The 19,191-nt window shown below is 65.5% G+C and carries 14 protein-coding genes; 1 reads left to right on the top strand and 13 read right to left on the bottom strand.

Annotated elements, in window-relative coordinates:
- Positions 1-292: 292 nt before the first annotated feature.
- From JQ591_RS00180 to hpaR, 13 genes are all read right to left on the bottom strand, one after another.
- Entirely contained in the window at positions 293-1,525 is a 1,233-nt protein-coding gene (locus JQ591_RS00180; protein WP_211394028.1) for an acyl-CoA dehydrogenase family protein, read from the bottom strand.
- A gap of 226 nt (positions 1,526-1,751) precedes the next feature.
- Positions 1,752-2,960, bottom strand: coding sequence for an ABC transporter substrate-binding protein (locus tag JQ591_RS00175; RefSeq protein ID WP_211394027.1), 1,209 nt, complete (start codon positions 2,958-2,960; stop codon positions 1,752-1,754).
- 129 nt (positions 2,961-3,089) lie between these two features.
- Positions 3,090-3,989, bottom strand: coding sequence for an alpha/beta fold hydrolase (locus JQ591_RS00170; RefSeq protein WP_211394026.1), 900 nt, complete (start codon positions 3,987-3,989; stop codon positions 3,090-3,092).
- A gap of 12 nt (positions 3,990-4,001) precedes the next feature.
- Positions 4,002-4,829: a metal-dependent phosphohydrolase gene (locus JQ591_RS00165; protein ID WP_211394025.1), complete on the bottom strand. Its 828-nt coding sequence runs from the start codon at positions 4,827-4,829 to the stop codon at positions 4,002-4,004.
- A 216-nt stretch (positions 4,830-5,045) separates the two neighbouring features.
- Positions 5,046-5,924 carry a transglutaminase family protein gene (locus JQ591_RS00160; RefSeq protein ID WP_211394024.1) on the bottom strand — a complete coding sequence of 293 codons (879 nt, stop codon included), beginning with the start codon at positions 5,922-5,924 and terminating at the stop codon, positions 5,046-5,048.
- Positions 5,921-8,470 carry a circularly permuted type 2 ATP-grasp protein gene (locus JQ591_RS00155; RefSeq protein ID WP_211394023.1) on the bottom strand — a complete coding sequence of 850 codons (2,550 nt, stop codon included), beginning with the start codon at positions 8,468-8,470 and terminating at the stop codon, positions 5,921-5,923. Before JQ591_RS00155 ends, JQ591_RS00160 begins: the two co-directional genes overlap by 4 nt.
- A 27-nt stretch (positions 8,471-8,497) precedes the next feature.
- A complete protein-coding gene (locus JQ591_RS00150) occupies positions 8,498-11,767 on the bottom strand; it encodes a DUF2126 domain-containing protein (protein WP_211394022.1) in 3,270 nt (1,089 codons plus the stop codon).
- Positions 11,768-11,902: 135 nt separating this feature from the next.
- On the bottom strand, positions 11,903-13,207 hold the full coding sequence (locus tag JQ591_RS00145; protein WP_211394021.1) for a methyl-accepting chemotaxis protein: 1,305 nt from the start codon (positions 13,205-13,207) through the stop codon (positions 11,903-11,905).
- On the bottom strand, positions 13,185-13,706 hold the full coding sequence (locus JQ591_RS00140) for a PAS domain-containing protein (RefSeq protein ID WP_211394020.1): 522 nt from the start codon (positions 13,704-13,706) through the stop codon (positions 13,185-13,187). Before JQ591_RS00140 ends, JQ591_RS00145 begins: the two co-directional genes overlap by 23 nt.
- A gap of 182 nt (positions 13,707-13,888) precedes the next feature.
- The gene (locus JQ591_RS00135; protein WP_211394019.1) at positions 13,889-15,412 is read right to left on the bottom strand and encodes a UxaA family hydrolase; all 1,524 of its coding nucleotides are present in this window, start codon (positions 15,410-15,412) and stop codon (positions 13,889-13,891) included.
- Positions 15,413-15,584: 172 nt separating this feature from the next.
- Positions 15,585-16,361: an HpcH/HpaI aldolase family protein gene (locus JQ591_RS00130; protein WP_211394018.1), complete on the bottom strand. Its 777-nt coding sequence runs from the start codon at positions 16,359-16,361 to the stop codon at positions 15,585-15,587.
- A gap of 160 nt (positions 16,362-16,521) precedes the next feature.
- A complete protein-coding gene (locus JQ591_RS00125; protein ID WP_211394017.1) occupies positions 16,522-17,607 on the bottom strand; it encodes a malate/lactate/ureidoglycolate dehydrogenase in 1,086 nt (361 codons plus the stop codon).
- Between the two features lie 118 nt (positions 17,608-17,725).
- Complete coding sequence (gene hpaR, locus JQ591_RS00120) at positions 17,726-18,244, bottom strand: homoprotocatechuate degradation operon regulator HpaR (protein ID WP_211394016.1); 519 nt, start codon at positions 18,242-18,244, stop codon at positions 17,726-17,728.
- Between the two features lie 111 nt (positions 18,245-18,355).
- Between hpaR and hpaH the strand changes: the two genes are divergently transcribed.
- Entirely contained in the window at positions 18,356-19,162 is an 807-nt protein-coding gene (hpaH, locus tag JQ591_RS00115) for a 2-oxo-hept-4-ene-1,7-dioate hydratase (RefSeq protein WP_211394015.1), read from the top strand.
- The last annotated feature ends 29 nt before the right edge of the window (positions 19,163-19,191 follow it).

The raw sequence follows: 19,191 nt of genomic DNA, 5'->3' as shown, positions 1-19,191 counted from the left end.
AAGCGAACGCGAAGGCGTTTCGAACTTGCGCCAATCCTTTGCGGATTCGAGCCAACCCCTGGCTGCGGAACCGTTGTGGGAACCAGATCGGTCCCGCACAGTGTTTCAGTTGTAGCCGTCTAAGACAGGGATTGCGTCAGCAGCATGGCTCCGAGGGCCACGAGTCTTGGCTTCCGGGGTCTTACGTGCTCAGCGGTAGAAGCGGATTGCGCGACTTCCGTGAAAACCGTAATAGCGCGAGACTGCAGGAGATGTTGCGTATCGTTGTTCGCCAACAGGAGACTCTAGCAGCCTACCCCGCCATCACTCCGCCGCGCTTGATCAGCTCCTTGCCGACCGCGGCCAGATGCACCTGATCCGGTCCGTCGCCGATGCGGATGAAGCGGGCGTAGACATAGGCGCGCGCGAGGAAAGTGTCCTGCGAGACGCCGGCGGCGCCGTGGATCTGGATGGCGCGGTCGATGACGCGGGCGGCCATGCTGGGCACCACGATCTTGGCGGCCGCGATCAGGTCGCGCGCGGCCTTGTTGCCTTCGCGGTCCATCCTGTCGGCGGCTTGCAGCGTGAGCAAGCGCGCCTGTGCGATCTCGCAGAAGGAGTGCGCGATGTCCTCGCGCACCGAGCCCTGCTCGGCGAGCGGCTTGCCGAAGGCTGTGCGGGAGACCGCACGCTGGCACATCAATTCGAGCGCGCGCTGGGCGCAGCCGATCAGCCGCATGCAATGATGGATGCGGCCGGGACCAAGCCTGCCTTGCGCGATCTCGAAGCCGCGCCCCTCGCCCAGCAGGATGTTCTCGGCCGGCACGCGAACGTTCTCGTAGACGATCTCGGGATGGCCGACCGGCGCGTCGTCGTAGCCGTAAGTGAGCATGTCGCGGACGATGCGCACGCCGGGCGTCGCCTTCGGCACCAGGACCATGGATTGCTGGCGGTGGCGGTCGGGATCGTCGGGCGCCGTCTTGCCCATCACGATCAGGATTTCGCAATCCTCGTTCATCGCGCCCGAGGTGAACCATTTGCGGCCGTTGATGACGTAGTCGCCGCCGTCGCGCCTGATCTCGCACTGGATGTTGGTGGCATCGCTGGAGGCGACCTGCGGCTCCGTCATCGAGAAGCCGGAGCGGATGCGCCCCTCCAATAGCGGCTTCAGCCAGCGCTCCTGTTGCGCCGGCGTGCCGTAATTCGCCAGCACCTCCATGTTGCCGACGTCGGGCGCCGAGCAATTGAAGATCTCGGGCGCCCAGAGGATGCGGCCCATGATCTCCTTCACCGGCGCATATTCGAGATTGCTCAGGCTTGGATTAGTAAGATCTGGGCCATGCTCGCCGGAGAGGAACAGGTTCCAGAGCCCCTGCTCGCGCGCCAGCCGCTTCAGGTCCTGAAGGACCTGCGGCGTCTTGTAGCGTGTCGCTTCCGGCTTCACCTGCTCGTAATAGAGCTCCTCGACCGGCTCGACATGCGTCCGCATGAACCGGCGGACGCGCTCCTGCAGCTCCAGCGAACGTTCGGAGTGGTGAAAGTCCATTTTGCTTTCCTGTTCGCCGAGGGTGATCGCACTTTGCCTTCCGTGGTAGGTGGAGCGCACGCCTCGCCCTTCGAGACGACCGCTCCGCGGTCTCCTCAGGGTGAGGCTAAGGGGCTTTCGCGCCTGTTGAACCTGCCGCTGCGCATTCCGCCCTCATCCTGAGGAGCCCGCGAAAGCGGGCGTCTCGAAGGATGCGCCATCATCAACCGCGATAGCCGGCTTGCCATCATGTGCCGCGCAACAGCTCGCTCGCGACGATCCAGTCGTTGCCGTCGAACTGGAGCATATAGCCGTCCTTGATCGGGCGGAAATCCTGCGGCGTGGTGTTGAGCGTGATGCCGGGCATCAGCAGCGACAGAGGCACGTTCTTCAAATCGGCCGCCTGCGCCATGATGTTCTCGCGCGTCAGATTGTCCTTGCACTGCTTCAGCAAGACCACCAATGCCTCAGCGACGGTGTAGCCGTAGAGACCCGCGACATTGTTGACGTCGGCATTGGGCAGGCGCTTCTTCATGAAGTCGATATAGGCCGTCATCGCCGGATCGTCCTTCGGCACCTCGACGAACGGCTTGAGCGAGCCGAGCGAGAGCACGCCCTTGCCGGCGTCGAGGCCGGCCGGGACCATCACGGTCGCCTTGTTGGCGCAGCCGGAGGCCAGGAAGCGCGTCGCCTGCCAGCCGACTTCATGCGCTTTCCGGATCGCCTGGGCGCAGGCGCGCGGCGTCACCGAATAGATCATGAACACGTCGGCCTTGGTGTTGGCGAGCGTCAGCACCTGGGAATCGACGGTGGGGTCGGTGACCTCGAAGCTCGACGCCATCGCGATTGCCTTGTCGGCGTCGGCACCAAGCGCTTCCTTGACGCCGCGCAGATATTCCTTGCCGGCGTCGTCGTTCTGATAGAGCACCGCGAAGCGTGCATTCGGGTTCTTGGCGCGGGCATAAGCGACGTCGATGGCGGCCTCGCTGGTGTAGTTCGGTGCCCACGGCAGCGCCATCGACCAGGGCATGTTGGCGGGGTCGTTCCACTTCGAGGCCGAGCTGATCAGAAACAGCTGCGGCACCTTGTTGCTGTTGAGATATTTCGCGATCGCCGAGCTCGGCGCGGTGCCCATGGTCGCGAAGATGAAGGCGACGCCGTCACCCTCGACCAGCCGCCGCGCCGCTTCCATGGTCTTCGGCGGCGAGAAGGCGTCGTCGAGCGACAAGAGATTGAGCTTGCGGCCGTTGATCCCGCCCTTCTCGTTGACCTCGTCGAAATAGGCCGAGATCACCCTGCCGGTGATGCTGAGCGGCGATGCGGGGCCGCTATAGGGCATGGTGTTGCCGATCTTGATCTCGGTGTCGCTGACGCCGGGACCGTAGGATTTTTGCGCGGAGACGGGCGTGGACAGGCAGGCAGCCAATGCTGCAGCCAGGACCAAAGCGGCTTTCATGGTTTCTCCCCGGTGATGATCGCCGCGCGACTCGGAAGGCGCGGCGTGCTGCTTTTTTGTCAGCACGTCAGATCAGCGGAGTTCCGCAAGGCGGTCTTGCGTCGAGTTGCTGATGGCGCTTGCGGCCTCTCAGCGGGAACGCTCCGCCGCCTCGTGCAGGTCCAGGACGGCCTGCGCCCATTCGGCCGGCCGCTCCTGCGGCAGATTGTGACCGGCCCCGGTGAACACGCGTGGCTCGAAAAAGCCCTCGAACTTGCGCGCGTGATGCGCTGTGCCGAAATTGACGCCGTCGCTGTCGCCGTCGATCGCGATGGTCGGGACACGGATCGGCGGCTGCGCGGCGAGCTTCGCCTCGATCGCGGCATAGGCGGGATCGCCCGCGACCAGCGCGTAACGATGTCGATAGGAGTGGATCACGACATCGACGAAATCAGGATTGTCGAACGACATTGCGCTGGTCTCGAATGTCGCGTCGTCGAAGGCCCATTTCGGCGACCACATCGACCAGAGCTGGCGCGCAAAACCGCGCCGGTTGCGCTCCAGCGCGCGGCGGCCGCGCTCGTTGTGGAAGAGATATTGATACCAGAGCGCCGCCTCCTCCGGTGGCGAAGCCGGCTCCATCGAACGCGCGATGTTCTGGATGTTGTAGGAATTGCCGGAGACGAGCCCGATCACGCGCTCCGGATGCAGCACCGAGACCACGCAGGCCGCGCGCCCGCCCCAGTCGTAACCGCCGACGACCGCGCGCGCGATTCCAAGCGCATCCATGAAGGCCAGGAGATCGGCGCCAAGCGCCGCCTGCTCACCGGATCGCAACGTCACAGCGGAGCGGAATCGCGTCGGCCCGTAGCCGCGCAGCCAGGGCACCAGCACCCGCGCGCCCGCTTGCGCAATGATCGGCGCGGTCTCGGCATAGGCGTTCACATCGTAGGGAAAGCCGTGGCCCATGATGCAGGGCCAGCCGTCCGGCGCGCCGTATTCGCGATAGGCGATGTCGAGGATATCGGTGGTGACCGTTTTTTGTTGCATTACAAAGCGAAGTTATTTCTGCGGCCCGGACAGCGAGATGTCGCGCTCGGCGCGGAACACGTTGCTGTAGAGATTGGCGATCCACTGCCGGCCGATCTCGGTCTTGTTGAGATAACCGATCTCGGTCTGGATGTGCGGTGCGACGCTGTTCCAGTAGAATTGCGGATAGCGGTTCACGACGTCGGCCGGCGAGTCGTAGCCGAGCTGCCGGTTGATGCCGACCTCCTCGAACTCGTAGTAGAGTGCATTGGCCTTGCGCAGATAGTTGGGATCTCCGAGCTGCCCGATGAAGTCGGCGGCGCGCAGGATCGAGGCCTCGTCGTCATAGTCCTGGCCTTCCTGGGCCGGAAACCGCGTGCCTTCGATGGCGCGGGCAATGCGTTCCGGATCCAGCCCGGGAATATGCCGCAGCCGCCGCGTCACATAAAGCTTGGAACGATCGACGTGATACATCATCAGGCTCGCGTCCGAAGCACCGCGCGGCAGCGAGATCTTGGTGTCGGCCGCATCGATCACGAAGCCGTCGGCGTCATCCTCCTCGAACAGGCCGCGCACATAGCCGATGTCGTGGGCGAGGCAGGCGATCAGGACGTGGACGTAGTCCGCGGCCGACAGATGCGTATGAAGACTGCGGCCGCTGAGGATGGAATGGCCGGCCAGCGTCACCAGCATCGTATGCTCGATATTGTGATAGAGCGCATCGCTGTTGCCTATGCATTCCATCGCGGTGCGGGTCGCGCTCTCGACGATACTTGCAGACGTCTCGTCGTACCGGCGACGCATGAACGTACCGAGCAACTTCTCGAGGGATTCAGCCGCCAGTCTCGGTAACGTCATCATGGATGCAGCCCCGCTTGTCGGTGGTGTCCCACATCAACTCCCGACGTCTCATTATTGTCCTCGACGCAAGCGCCAGCATAACCCATCTTGGGCCGACTGACCAAATCCCGGAACGAAAATACGGAAATATGTTGCTGTTGTGCCCCGCGATATCGCGGTTGCGGTGCCGGCCAGATGCACCCAGGCTGGGCGTCGCCGGCACGGCAGAACCCGCAATCATTCCACCAGCAGCACGTCGACGGCCACGTCGAGCTTCTGCTTCCGCGAGCCGACGATGATGCCGTCGACCGGCGAAACGTCGGAAAAGTCGCGGCCGACCGCGAGCACGATATGGTCGCTAGCGACCATAAGATCGTTGGTCGGATCGAAATCGACCCAGCCAAGCTCCTCCCCGCACCACAGCGACACCCAGGCATGGGTGGCGTCGGCGCCCTGCAGGCGCGGCTGGCCCGCCGGCGGAATGGTGCGCAGATATCCGCTGACATAGGCCGCGGGCAGGCCCAGTCCGCGCAAGCCCGCGATCATCACATGGGCAAAATCCTGACAGACGCCATGGCGCTTGGCAAAGACCTCGTTGAGCGGTGTCGAGATCACCGTCGCCTTGGGGTCGTAGCGAAATTCGGTGCGGATCCGATGCATCAGATCGACCGCCCCGGCGAGGATGCCCGCGCCGGCCACAAAGCTTTCCGCCGCATAGGCGCTGACCGGTCCCAGCACCGGCACCAGCGGGCTCGCAAAGACGTAGCCGACCGGCGAGGACGGCCCGAGGCTCGTCGCCTCGAAGGCGATGTCGCGAATGCTCTCCCAGCCCGGGCTGACAGCGGCGCGCGCCCGCGGCTGGCGCGTGACCGAGACGCGCGAGCGCGAGTCGATCCGCAAATTGCGGTGCGCGGCCTCGATCACGACGCTCTCGGTCAGGGTACCGAAGAAGTCGCGCCGGACGCTACGCTCCGCGGGGCGCGGACGGATCTCGACATGGTGCGAGATCAGCTCCTGGCCATTGCCGCTCCTCGGCTCCAGCCGCAGCGTGCAGCGGGCGAAGCTGACAGGGCTCTCGTATTCGTAGGTGGTGACGTGACGGATGTCGTAGATCACGCCAGCCCCGTCAGCTTTTCCGGCCGGCTGGCATTGGGGCCGTGCGGGAAGTAGTGCTGCCCGACCGCCTCGGCGAGGCTGAGCAGATCCTGCTCCAGTGCGAACAGCGTCTTGACCTCGAGCTTCTCGGCCTCCGCGGTCGCGAGCATCGCCTGCATCGCGACTGCAAGCCGCTGCGGCTTCTCGATCAGGCCGTGCTCCTTCAGGCTCGGCAGTGCGGCGATGTGCTCGTTCAGCGTCGTCACCTGGAACGCCACCGAACGCGGATTGTAGCTGTCGAGCACGGCGAGGTCGCGCACCGGCGCCAGGATCGGCGCCAGCAGATAACGCGAGCGGTAGGTGATCTGGCAATCCACCAGCGTCAGCAGGATATCGAGATCCTCGTCGCCGGCCTCGTCATAGGCAAACTGCCGGGCAAAACGCGTGGTGTTGATGGCGCGCTCGGTGCGGCGGCCGATATCGAGGAAGCGCCAGCCGGCGGCGCGGTTCATGTTCTCATGCGCAAGGCCGGCAAAGCTCGCGAGCTCCTGCAAGGTCAGCTCGGCCGCGCTCAGCACGCTGTCGTCGCCCTCGACCTCCCAGGCCAGCCGCTCGGCCATCTCGGTGATGACCTGCCAGGCATCGGGCGACAGCCGCTCGCGCAAGGAGGTCGCCGTGCGCTGGGCCGCGCGGACCAGCGACAATGCCGAGCCGAAACGCTCCGGGCTCTGCAGCGCTTCGGCAACGATGCGGCCGGGCGCCGCGCGCGAGGTCTGTGAGATCGCGCCCCAGGTCACCAGCAGGCGCTGGATGCGCTCGGCCGATTGCAGCGAGGCCGCGGTGCCCTTGTTGGGCCCGCTCGGCGAGCCCAGCGCCCGCACCAGCCGCAGCGTCGCCTCGGCGCGTTCGAGATAGCGGCCGAGCCAGAACAGATTGTCGGCGGCGCGGCTCGGCAGCACGCCGGCGATACGGCGGATGCGCACCTTGTCGATCGCAGGCAGCAGCGTCGCGGTCGAAACCTGCTTGTCCGAGACCACCCAGACGTCGGCGGAGCGCGCGCCGTCGCCCATCGACACCGCGCGCGCATCCGCCTGCTCGGCGATCCGGCAGAAGCCGCCGGGCATGATGGCCCAGCCGTCGGTCGTCGCGGCTGCGAACACGCGCAGCACGAAGGGACGGGGTGTGATCTGCCCCTGCTCCCACACCGGCATGGTCGAAAGCCGCACCACCTCCTGGCCTACATAATCCATGCCGCGCGCGGCGATGGCGTCGATCAGGCGCTGGCGCCCGGCGGCGTCGAGCTCGCTCGCGAGCACCGGACCGTTGCTGTCGAAACCGGGAACGCCGCGCCGATAGGCGCCTTCGATCGCGACCTCGTCGAGCCGCGACAGCACCTCGTCGCGCGCCGAGCGCTGGCCGCACCACCAGGTCGCGATGTGCGGCATCTTCAGCTCTTCGCCGAGCAGGCGGCGGCTCAGTGCCGGCAGGAAGCCGAGCAACGCGCGCGCCTCCAGGACGCCCGAGCCCGGCATGTTGGCGACGACGACGCCGTCCTTGCGCAGCACGTCGATCAGGCCGGCCACGCCGAGCCGCGAGGAGGCATCGAGCTCGAGCGGATCGAGCGAATTGGAATCGACACGGCGCAGCAGCACGTCGAGGCGCTTGAGGCCCGCAACCGTGCGGATGTGGATATGGTCGTCGCTGACGGCGAGATCGTCGCCCTCGACCAGCAGGAAGCCGAGATAGCGCGCCAGCGTCGCGTGCTCGAAATAGGTCTCGCTGAAGCTGCCCGGGGTGAGCACGCCGATCCGCGGCTCGTCGCGGTCGGCGCGCGCTCGAAGACTGTCGCGAAACGCCTCGAAGAACGGAGCGACGCGCGGGACGTTCATCGACTTGTAGAGATCCGAGAAGGCGCGCGACAGCACCAGGCGGTTCTCCAGCGCATAGCCCGCGCCCGACGGCGCCTGCGTGCGGTCGCCGAGCACCCACCAGCGGCCGTCGGGCCCGCGGCCGACATCGGCGGCATAGAGCGAGAGATAGCGCCCGCCCGGCGGCGGCACGCCGCAGACGGGACGGAGATATTCGGGGCTCCCGGCGATCGCGGCGGCCGGCAGCGCGCCTTCGGCGACGAGGCGGCCCTCGCCATAGATGTCGCGCAGCACGAGCTCGAGCAGCTCGGCGCGCTGGGTGATGCCGTCGGACAGCTGCTTCCAGTCGGCCTCGTCGATCAGCAGCGGCAGATGGCTGATCGACCAGGGCCGGTCGGCGCTCTCGCCGGGCGCGCGATAGGTGACGCCGGCCTCGCGGAGATGACGGTCGGCCATGCCGAACCGCCGCTCGACCTCGTCGGGCGCGAGCGCGCCGAAGGCATCGAAGAAGCGGCTCCAGACCGCGCGGGGCTTGCCGTCCGGGCCGAGAAACTCGTCGGGGATGCCGGGCAGGCGCCTGTAGTCGCGGACCCATTGCGCGAACCGGCGCTGGCCTTCGCGTTGGCCTTCGCGCTGGCCTTGGCGCTGACCTTGCGCCTTACCCGCCTTGTCGTCCTCTTCGGCTGCGCCCTCGGCCATGCGCCTCTCCCTGCCCCGCCATCATACTCATTGCAGGAGCGGGGTCCGCAAGTCGAGGGTCAGCGGAAACTCATTTGTGCGTTCCTCGGGCGGCGGCTGCATCGGGCCCGGCGTATGGCCGTGGTCCTGGAAGCGCGCCAGCCGCCGCGCCTCGGCCTCGTAGGTGTTGACGGGCTTTGTGTCGTAGCTCCGACCGCCGGGATGGGCGACATGATAGACGCAGCCGCCGAGCGAGCGGCCGTTCCAGGTGTCGATGAGGTCGAAGGTCAGGGGCGCGTGAACGGGAATGGTCGGGTGCAGGCCGGAGGCCGGCTGCCAGGCCTTGAAGCGGACGCCGGCCACCGCCTCCCCCGAGCGACCGGTGGAGGTCATCGGCAGGCGGCGACCGTTGCAGGTGACGATATGGCGGCCCTCGACGAACCCTTCCGCCTTGACCTGGAGCCGCTCGACCGATGAGTCGACATAGCGCACGGTGCCGCCGGCCGAGCCCTCCTCGCCGAGCACGTGCCAGGGCTCCAGCGCCTGCCGCAGCTCCAGCGTCACGCCGCCATGATGGATGCGGCCGAAGGCGGGGAAGCGGAATTCGAGCTGGGCCAGATACCATTCAGGCTCGAACGGATAGCCGAACTGCTTCAACTCGGTGAGCACTTCGAGGAAATCTTCCCAGATGAAGTGCGGCAGCATGAAGCGATCGTGCAGCGCGGTGCCCCAGCGCACGAACTTGCCCTGTTGCGGCTCGCGCCAGAATTTTGCGATCAGCGCACGGATCAGCAACTGCTGCGCCAGCGACATGCGCGGATCCGGCGGCATTTCGAGCGCGCGGAATTCGACGAGGCCGAGGCGGCCGGTCGTGCCGTCCGGTGAATAGAGCTTGTCGATGCAGATCTCGGCGCGATGGGTGTTGCCGGTGATGTCGACGAGGAGATGCCGGAACAAGCGATCCACCAGCCACAGCGGCGCCTGAGTGCCCGACGGCGGCACGTGCGTGAGCGCGACCTCGAGCTCGTAAATGCTGTCGTGGCGGGCTTCGTCGATGCGTGGTGCCTGGCTGGTCGGGCCGATGAACAGGCCGGAGAAGAAATAGGACAGCGCCGGATGCCGCTGCCAGTGCAGCACCAGGCTCTTCAACAGATCAGGCCGGCGCAGGAACGGCGAGTCCTGCGGGCTCGAGCCGCCGACCACGACGTGATTGCCGCCGCCGGTGCCGGTATGGCGACCGTCGACCAGGAAGCGATTGGCGCCGAGGCGTGTCTTGCCGGCATCTTCATAGAGCCCGGCGGTGATCTCGACCGCCTCGCGCCAGTTCTTTGCCGGCTGGACGTTGACCTCGATCACGCCGGGATCCGGCGTCACCTTGATGACGTCGACGCGCGGATCGAATGGCGGCGGATAACCCTCGACATGGACCTGGAGCTGCATCTCCTCCGCCGTGGCTTCGAGCGCCGCGATCATCTCGAGATAATCCTCGATCTGTTCGACCGGCGGCATGAAGGCACAGAGCACGCCGTCGCGGACCTCGACCGACATCGCGGTGCGGACCGGGACGGAGGTGTTGAGCTGCTCGGGCTCGAGCCGCTCCGGCGAGTCCGGACGCGCCGGAAGGCTGAACACCGGCAGCTTGCCGCGGGCCTCCATCGGATCACGCTCGACGATGTAGGGATATTGATCGGGCGGGACATAGCCGAGCGAGTCCAGCGGCAGGCGCAGGCCGAGCGGCGAATCCCCCGGCATCAGGAACAGATGACTGCGCCGAAGCTGCCAGCGCTCGCTGCGCCAGCGTGGCGGCGCATTCCAGCGCTGCACCGGCAGCACGAAGCCGCGAGGGTTGTTGAGCCCCTGCTCGAACACCCGCGCCATCCGCGCGCGGGCCTCCGGATCGGATAATTTGGAATCGGACGGATCGACGTTGACGGGAAGCTCGGATTCTTTCTGCAGCCAGTACGCGGTGTCCTCATAGGCCGGCATGATGTAGCCGGGATCGAGCCCGAGCCGCAGCGCCGCGCCCTCCACGAACGCCTGGACGTCCTTGGCCTGCGCCGGCCGCGGATTTTCGATGCTGGCGATGAGGTCGGCATTCTTCCAGATCGGCACGCCGTCCTTGCGCCAGTAGAGGCCAAACGCCCAGCGCGGCAGGCTTTCGCCGGGATACCATTTGCCCTGTCCGAAGTGCAGCAGGCCCCCGGGTCCGAAACGCGCGCGCAGGCGGCGGATCAGATCGTCGGCGAGCCCGCGCTTGGTCGGACCGACGGCGTCCGTGTTCCACTCGGCGCCTTCGAGATCGTCGACGGAGACGAAGGTCGGCTCGCCGCCCATGGTCAGACGCACGTCCTGCGCCGCAAGATCGCCGTCGACCTGCTCGCCGAGATCGTTGAGCCGTATCCAGGATTCGTCGGAGAACGGCTTTGTGATGCGCGGCGCCTCGCGAATGCGCTTGACGCTCATGTCGAAGGCGAACTCGACCTCGGCAAAGCCGGCGCCGCCGGAGATCGGGGCCGCCGAGCGGTAGTGCGGCGTCGCGGCGACCGGGATATGCCCCTCGCCCGCAAGCATGCCCGAGGTCGCGTCGAAGCCGATCCAGCCTGCGCCCGGCAGGTAGACCTCGGCCCATGCGTGCAGATCGGTGAAATCATTCTCGACCTCCGGCGGCCCCTCGATCGGATCGATGTCCGGACGGACCTGGATCAGATAGCCGGAGACGAAACGGGCGGCGAGACCGAGATGACGGAAGGTCTGGATCAGGAGCCAGGCGGAGTCGCGGCAGGAGCCGGCGCAGGAGGTGAGCGTCTCCTCGGGCGTCTGCACGCCCGCTTCCATGCGGATGACGTAGCTAATCCTCTGTTGCAGCTCCCTGTTGAGATCGACCAGGAAATTGACGGTGTTCGGGGCTTCGTGGGGGATCGTATCGAGATATTTCGCGAACAGCCGATCGGGCTTGACCGTCTCGAGATAAGGCGCGAGCTCCGTCTTGAGATCTTGCGGATATTCGAACGGAAAGCTGTCGGCATAGGGCTCGACGAAGAAGTCGAACGGATTGACCACGGTCATCTGTGCCGTGAAATCGACCTCGATCTTCAGCTCGGTGGTCTTCTCGGGAAAGACGTAGCGCGCGAGCCAGTTGCCTTGCGGATCCTGCTGCCAGTTCACGAAGTGATTGGAGGGGGTGACCTTCAGCGAATAGCTCAGGACCGGCGTGCGCGTATGCGGCGCCGGCCGCAGACGGATGGTCTGCGGGCCGAGATCGATCGGGCGGTCGTATTTGTAGTGCGTGACGTGGTGTAATGCGACGTAGATCGACACGGGGTACGGTACTCCAGCAGCTTTTTTGAGCAGAACACCGCTGGTGACCTCGATCAAGCACTAACAACGGGCAGACCGTGCCTACGCAAGGTGCGGGCGCCCGCTTGCCCGTCGCTATCCCCTAAGCCGAAGGCCTTACGCGGCCGAGGTCAGCCGTTGCAGGAACTGCGTCACCTCGCGCCGGAGGGTCTCGACCTCGCCGTGGACGCGTTCGGAGGCGCTGTTGACGCGGCTCGCCACACGGCCGGTGTCGGCGGCGGCTTCGCTGATGCCGGTGACGTTGGAGGACATTTGCGAGGTGCCGGCGGACGCTTCCTGGACGTTGCGGGCGATCTCACGGGTGGCGAGACCCTGCTGCTCGATCGAGGTCGCGATCGAGGCGGTGATGCCGTTGATCTCGGTGATGGTCTGCGCGATCGCCTCGACGGCGGCGACCGAATTGGTGGTCGATTGCTGCATCTCGCCGACCTTGGCGCTGATCTCCTCGGTCGCCTTCGCGGTCTGGTTGGCGAGGCTCTTGACCTCGGATGCGACCACGGCGAAGCCGCGGCCGGCCTCGCCTGCCCGCGCAGCCTCGATGGTGGCGTTGAGCGCCAAAAGATTGGTCTGCTCGGCGATCTCGCTGATCAGCTTGACCACGTCGCCGATCCGCATCGCCGCATCCGCAAGCATGCGGATCTCGCTGCCGGCACGATTGGCTTCGTTCACCGCCCGGCCCGTGCTCGTGGTCGAGCCCGCCACCTGGCGGCTGATCTCGGCGATCGATGATGCGAGCTGCTCCGCGGCGCTCGCGACGGTGGCGACGTTGCGCGAGGCCTGGTCGGAGGCGCTGAGCACGCCGGAGGTCTGCCGGCTGGTCTTCTCGGCCGCCGCCGCCATCTGGCCGGCGTCGGATTCAAGATCGGTCGCAGCGCCCATGAGGGTGCCCGCGACCTGGTCGAGATGCGTGCCGAACTGCTTTGCGAGGTCCGCGATCTCGACCACGCGATGGCCGAGGCTGTCGGTGCCGGAATTGATGACGGCGGCTGAACGGCGGAACGAGCCGGGCAGCCCACGCGCGAGGATCTTGCGGAAATACTTGCCCCGGCTGGCATAGTCCATCGACGCCGAAGCTTCCCGCAAATAGGCATCGGTGATGTCGAGCATGTCGTTGACCGACTTCTGGATGGCACCGATCCGTCCGGCCTGGCGGTTGCTCAGGATGCGCGCATCGAGGTCGCCGCGTGCCGCCTTGCGGCACACGTCTGCCACCTCGTCGACGGCCACCGCCGTGCGGTGCTGGCACCAGACGGCGTAGCCGAGCAGCACGACCATCGCGCCAGTCAGCGCGGCGCTGGCGAGTCCGGTCACACCGAGAAGCGAGAGCCCGAGCGCAACAATTGCAAGAACACACGCGAGCGCGGTCGCTCCCTGCGCCTTAGAGAGAGAGCACAAATTCATCGTAACCGACACCCTGTTGCTTCAGCAGTCCGACCATCGCCTCGAAACTCGCATGCATGCCGTCCTTGGCATTGGCATGCCGGGCCTCTTCCGCACACAGCGCCTTGTAGATCGGCTTGATACGCTCGATCTGCGCAGGATCGGGTTTGCGACGGTTGGAGTGATAGCCGACGATATTGCCACGCTCGTCGAACGTCGGCGTGACGTGGGCGAACACCCAGTAATGGCTGCCGTCCTTCGCGAGGTTGACGACGTAGGCGAAGATCTCCTGCTTTGACTGGAGCGTGTCCCACAAGAGCTTGAAGACGGAGCGCGGCATGTCGGGATGGCGGATCATGCTGTGGGGCGCGCCCATCAGCTCCTTCCAAGAGTACTTCGCCATGCGGATGAAGACATCGTTGGCGTAGGTGATGCGGCCCTTGAGATCGGTCTTCGACACGATCAATTCCTCCTCGCCGAGGAGATTTTCCACGCCGGTCGGCCGTATCGCACGCGTCATCGTTGACGAATCCTCACGAAGGGCAGCGCCCTCGAAGGAGTCGCCCGCATCGCTATTGGAATACGGCAAGAACCATTAATCATGCGTGACCGCGGGAATCCGCGCGATCACTTGACGCCTCCGTATCATTACTTAGGAGCGTCCCTTGCAGTGTTCCGCTACCGCCGACGCGCAACGACGGATTACATCGTCGCGCCCAGCACCCAGGGCGCGAACTCGGCGCCGCCGAAATCGAAACTCTCGCTCTTGGTCGGCTGTCCGGACGCGGTCTTGAGGATGAGGTCGAAAATGCGCTGGCCGCACTGCTGGACGCTCTCCTCGCCTTCGAGGATGGTGCCGCAATTGACGTCCATGTCCTCTTCCATGCGCTTGTACATGGCCGAGTTGGTGGCGAGCTTGATCGAGGGCGCCGGCTTGCAGCCGAACACGCTGCCGCGGCCCGTGGTGAAGCAGACGAGATTGGCGCCGCCGGCGACCTGCCCGGTCGCCGCGACCGGGTCGTAACCGGGCGTGTCCATGAAGACGAAACCCTTCTTGGTGATGGGTTCGGCGTAGCGCAGCACCTCGACGAGGTTGGTGGTGCCGGCCTTCGCCATCGCGCCGAGCGACTTCTCCAAAATGGTGGTGAGGCCGCCGGCCTTGTTACCGGGGCTCGGATTGGCGTTCATCTCGGCGCCTTCGCGCTCGGTGTACTCATCCCACCAGCGCATGAGATCGACCAGCTTTTCGCCGACTTCGCGACTGACGGCGCGGCGCGTGAGCAAATGTTCGGCGCCATAGGTCTCCGGCGTCTCCGACAGGATCACGGTGCCGCCATGACGCACGATGAGATCGCTGGCCGCACCCAGCGCCGGATTGGCGGACACGCCGGAATAACCATCCGAGCCGCCGCATTGCAGGGCCACGGTCAATTCGCTCACCGGCACGGATTCGCGCTTGACCTTGTTGGAATCCGCGAGCGCCTCGCGCACGAAGGCGATGCCGGCCTCCACCGTCTTGCGGGTGCCGCCGACCTCCTGGATGTCCATCGCGCGCAGGCGGCCGGCCAGCTTCTGCTCCTCCATCAGGCCGCCGATCTGGTTCACCTCGCAGCCGAGACCGAGCACGATGACGTGGGAAAAATTGACGTGGCGCGCGTAACCGCCGAGCGTGCGGCGGAGCAGCGCCAGCGGCTCGTTCTGCGTCATGCCGCAGCCGGTCTTGTGGGTCAGCGCGACCACGCCGTCGACATTGGGGAAATCGGCCAGCGGATTGTCGCCGGTGAAGGGATTCTTCTTGAAGACGTCGGCGACGAGGCCTGCGACATGCGCACTGCAATTCACCGAGGTGAGGATGCCGATGTAATTGCGCGTGGCGACGCGGCCGTCCGGGCGGCGAATGCCTTCGAAGGTCGCGGGCAAATCGAAGTTCGGCGTCGGCTTGACGTCGGCGCAGTACGCATAATCCTTGGCGAAGTCGCCCATGCCGCAATTCTGCACGTGAACGTGCTGGCCCGGCGCGATCGGAATGGTCGCAAAGCCGATGATCTGGCCGTAGCGTATCACCGGTTCGCCCACTGCGATCGGCTTGATCGCGACCTTGTGGCCGGAAGGAATGCGCTCGACCGTCGTCACGCCGTCGGCCACCAATGTTCCCGGCGGCAGGCTCGCGCGCGCGATCAGCACGCCATCATCGGGATGCAGGCGAATGACGGGGCTGATGGTCATGGGAGGTCTCCTTGGGTCTTCAAGTATCGTGCCCCGGCTCAGCAGCGCGAAGCGGTGCGCTGCTGAGCCGGGGCCTAGTTGTTACGTCATGTACGTCACTAGTGACTAGTGACTGGGTCCCGGCTCTGCGATGCACCGCTTCGCGCTGCATCGCGTCCGGGACACAGAGAGCTCAGGCCTTGCCGCCGGAATCCTTGCGGGTCGCGTTGACCTGCATCTTGGCGTAGGTCGTCATCAGGCCGACCTCGTTCGAGAGCGTCACCAGCTTGAAGCCCATGTTGATGGCGCGCGCGGCACCTTCGGCGCCGCTGCAATGGATGCCCGGGTTGAGGCCGCGCTTGCCGCACTCCTTGATGATCTTCTCGTAGATCGCGAGGATCTCGGGCTCGGTGCGATCGAGCTTCGGCTCGAGGCCGTAGGAGAAGCCGAGATCCGACGGGCCGATATAGACGCCGTCGATGCCTTCGACGTCGAAGATCGCTTCCATGTTCTCGACCGCGGTCCTGGTCTCCATCATCGGCAGCAGCACGATGTCGTCATTGGCCGTCTTCTGGTAGGAGCCCGCGGTGCCGTACATGCCGGCGCGGATCGGGCCGTTGGAGCGCACGCCCTTCGGCGGGTACTTGGAATAGGAGACGAGGTTCCTGGCTTCCTGCGGCGTGTTGACCATCGGGCAGATCACCCCATAGGCGCCGCCATCGAGCACCTTGCCGATGATGCCGGGCTCGTTCCAGGGCACGCGAACCATCGGCGTGACCGGATGCTTGTCCATGGCCTGGAAGCACTGCACCATCGACAGATAATCCTGCACGCCGTGCTGCATGTCGACGGTGACGCTGTCGAAGCCGCATTGCGCGATCATCTCGGCCGAGAAGCCGGAGGGAATCGCGAGCCACGCGTTGACCACGGCCTTGCCCGACTTCCAGATTTCCTTGACCTTGTTCGCCACGTTGCCTTCCTTCTTTGTTGTTTGGGTCGTCATTGTCTGAAACGTCGTTATTTGGACCCGTGTGATTTGGACCATCGTCACCATGACGAGCGTCGCGACAGCACAGCCCCGCTGTTACCGCGAACTGGCGCGCCGCGCTACGCTCGCAATGACGCAAGACCTATGCGGTCGCCCTCTGGATGCTGACTTCGCCGACGCCGACCTCGCGGGCCGTATTCACTATTGCCGCCCAGGTGTCATCCGGCAAGGGGATGCCGTTTTGGGTGCGCTCAGCCCGGGTTTTCCGCTCGGGATCGCCGGGAATCAGCACCTGCTCGACCCCGGTCACCGGCTTGGTGGCACGGATGAAGTCGGCATAGCGCGACACCTCTGCGTCGAAGACATGGGAGGTATCGACCACTTTCGGATCGACGTAGAACGCCAGCATGCCATTGGCGAAGCGCCGACCGCCGGAAGTGGCCCCGGTTCCGGTCAACGCGCCGCCGAGCAGCTCGCACATGAAGGCAAGCCCCGAACCCTTGTGCTCGCCGAACGCGCGGATCGCGCCCGTTCCCTTGGTGTGATCGCGCGGCCCGTCCGGCGTGAAGGGGCCGTAGAGCACGGCCGGCTCCTCGCTCAGGCTGCCGTCGGAATCGACCAGCGCGCCGTTCGGCAGCTTCTTGCCGCCGCGGCTCGCGACCAGCACCTTGCCCTCGGCCACGACCGAGGTCGCAAAGTCCAGCACGATCGGGTCCTGCCCTTCGCGCGGAATGCCGACGCAATAGGGTGCGGTGGAGAGCCGCTTCTCGACGCCGCCGAACGGCGCCACCAGCAGCGAGCCCGCGGCATTGACGAAATGCACCGAGATCAGCCCTTCGGCGGCGGCCATCTCGGCCCAATCGCCGACGCGGCCGATATGGCCGGCATTGCGCAGCGCGACGGCGGCAAGTCCCGCCTTCCTGCACTTCTCGATGCCGATCCGGACGGCCTGCGGCGTCACGGTCTGGCCGTAGCCGAACTTGCCGTCGACCACCGCGAGCGAGGGCGTGTCGAGCACGATTTCGGCGTTCTGGTTGGGCACGACCGCGCCGGTCTTCTGCCAACGGATATAGACGGGGACGCGGATCACGCCGTGGCTGTCATGGCCGGTCAGATTCGCCGTGGTCAGGTAGGTGGCGATGCGCTTTGCTTCGTCCGGCGACGACTGCGCATGCGCGAAGACCTCGGTGACGAAGTCGATCAGCTTCTGAACCTGAATGATGACCATGAGGGTCTGTCTGCCTCTGCCTCGGCGCCGATTTTGCAGCGATCGGCTTGAGCGGCACTTGAGCGAAAAAACGCGGCGATGTCCATGATTGTCGCCGCGCGCTTACGCATATCTGCTTTCACTCCTCAGCACTTGCCTCCTCGCCAGCGCCGAGCCCCGCGAGACTCTGTTCGAGCTCGCCAAGCATCTCCTGCAACTCGACGAGCTTGCGTGCGCCAAAGCGTCGCGTGATCTCCGCATAGATCGCTTCGGAGGACGGCGCCACCGAAGCCATCAGCTTCACGCCCTTTTCCGAGATCGAGACCATGCTGCGGCGCTGGTCCGCCTTCGCGGTCTTGCGCTCGATCAGGCTGCGCGCCTCCAGATCGCGCAGGATGCGCGACAGGCTCGGTCCGAGCAGGAACGCCGTGCGCGCGAGTTCCGTGACCTCGACCGTGTCGATCGCCGCGAGCGCGCGCAGGATGCGCCATTGCTGCTCGGTGAGGCCATGCTCGCGCAGCGAGGGACGGAATTGCCGCATCACCGCCTCCCGTGCCCGCAGCAGCGACATCGGCAGCGAACGCGAGAAGTCGCGCATCGGCACCTGCCGCACGGCGGCGGCGCCGTCGTCCGCTGGATCAGCCGGTCTCTTCGCCATGATGCCCCTTCAATCCGCAAAATGTTTGCAGTGCAGCAAGCCCAAATTGTGTTTGACGCATTAACTTAACATGTTAAGTATATTCGGGCACCACGATTTGTAAGATCACAAATGGCGCTTTCCAACGACGATATCCGAGCTTGCGCGAACCGTCTGCACCAGGCGGAGAAGACCCGTACGCAGATCCGGCAGTTCTCGCAGGACTTTCCCGGCATCAGCATCGCTGACGCCTACGCGATTCAGAAGGCCTGGGTCGACGTCAAGATCGCCGAGGGGCGCATCGTCAGGGGACACAAGATCGGCCTGACCTCGAAGGCGATGCAGAGCGCGCTTGACATCAACGAGCCGGATTCCGGCGTGTTGCTCGACGACATGTTCTTCGCCGATGGTGGCCTCGTCCCGACGGAGCGCTTCATCGCGACGCGCGTGGAAGCCGAGCTCGCCTTCGTCATGAGCAAGCGCCTCGCGGGCCCCGACTGCACGCTATTCGACGTGCTCAACGCCACCGACTTCGTGGTGCCGGCGCTGGAGATTCTGGACACGCGCATCGAGCGCGTCGATCCCCAGACCAAGGCGACGCGAAAGATTTTCGACACCATCGCCGACAACGCGGCCAATGCCGGCATCGTGCTGGGCGGACGGCCGATCCGTCCGCTGGATGCTGATCTGCGCTGGATCGGCGCGCTCTGCTTTCGAAACGGCCAGCTCGAAGAGACCGGCCTTGCCGCCGGCGTGCTCAATCATCCCGCCACCGCCGTTGCCTGGCTCGCCAACAAGATCGCACCACTCGGCCTTGCGCTCGAGCCCGGACAGGTCGTGCTCGCCGGCTCCTTCATCCGTCCGATCGAGACCCGCAAGGGCGACACAATTCAAGCCGATTATGGCGCCTACGGCTCGGTGAGCTGCTACTTCGCCTGACGAATAAAAACATACAGGGAGTGAAACCG

It is taken from the genome of Bradyrhizobium canariense (assembly GCF_018130465.1).
Taxonomy (GTDB): Bacteria; Pseudomonadota; Alphaproteobacteria; order Rhizobiales; family Xanthobacteraceae; genus Bradyrhizobium; species Bradyrhizobium canariense_C.
Note: the sequence above shows the minus strand (reverse complement) of the source record. Positions and strands in the feature narration are given on the sequence as shown.

Excerpts from the sequence above, each read along its gene's own strand:
- JQ591_RS00180 (WP_211394028.1), bottom strand. The coding sequence starts at position 1,525 with ATGGACTTTCACCACTCCGAACGTTCGCTGGAGCTGCAGGAGCGCGTC.
- JQ591_RS00175 (WP_211394027.1), bottom strand. The coding sequence starts at position 2,960 with ATGAAAGCCGCTTTGGTCCTGGCTGCAGCATTGGCTGCCTGCCTGTCC.
- JQ591_RS00170 (WP_211394026.1), bottom strand. The coding sequence starts at position 3,989 with ATGCAACAAAAAACGGTCACCACCGATATCCTCGACATCGCCTATCGC.
- JQ591_RS00165 (WP_211394025.1), bottom strand. The coding sequence starts at position 4,829 with ATGATGACGTTACCGAGACTGGCGGCTGAATCCCTCGAGAAGTTGCTC.
- JQ591_RS00155 (WP_211394023.1), bottom strand. The coding sequence starts at position 8,470 with ATGGCCGAGGGCGCAGCCGAAGAGGACGACAAGGCGGGTAAGGCGCAA.
- JQ591_RS00145 (WP_211394021.1), bottom strand. The coding sequence starts at position 13,207 with ATGAATTTGTGCTCTCTCTCTAAGGCGCAGGGAGCGACCGCGCTCGCG.
- JQ591_RS00140 (WP_211394020.1), bottom strand. The coding sequence starts at position 13,706 with ATGACGCGTGCGATACGGCCGACCGGCGTGGAAAATCTCCTCGGCGAG.
- JQ591_RS00135 (WP_211394019.1), bottom strand. The coding sequence starts at position 15,412 with ATGACCATCAGCCCCGTCATTCGCCTGCATCCCGATGATGGCGTGCTG.
- JQ591_RS00125 (WP_211394017.1), bottom strand. The coding sequence starts at position 17,607 with ATGGTCATCATTCAGGTTCAGAAGCTGATCGACTTCGTCACCGAGGTC.
- hpaR (WP_211394016.1), bottom strand. The coding sequence starts at position 18,244 with ATGGCGAAGAGACCGGCTGATCCAGCGGACGACGGCGCCGCCGCCGTG.
- hpaH (WP_211394015.1), top strand. The coding sequence starts at position 18,356 with ATGGCGCTTTCCAACGACGATATCCGAGCTTGCGCGAACCGTCTGCAC.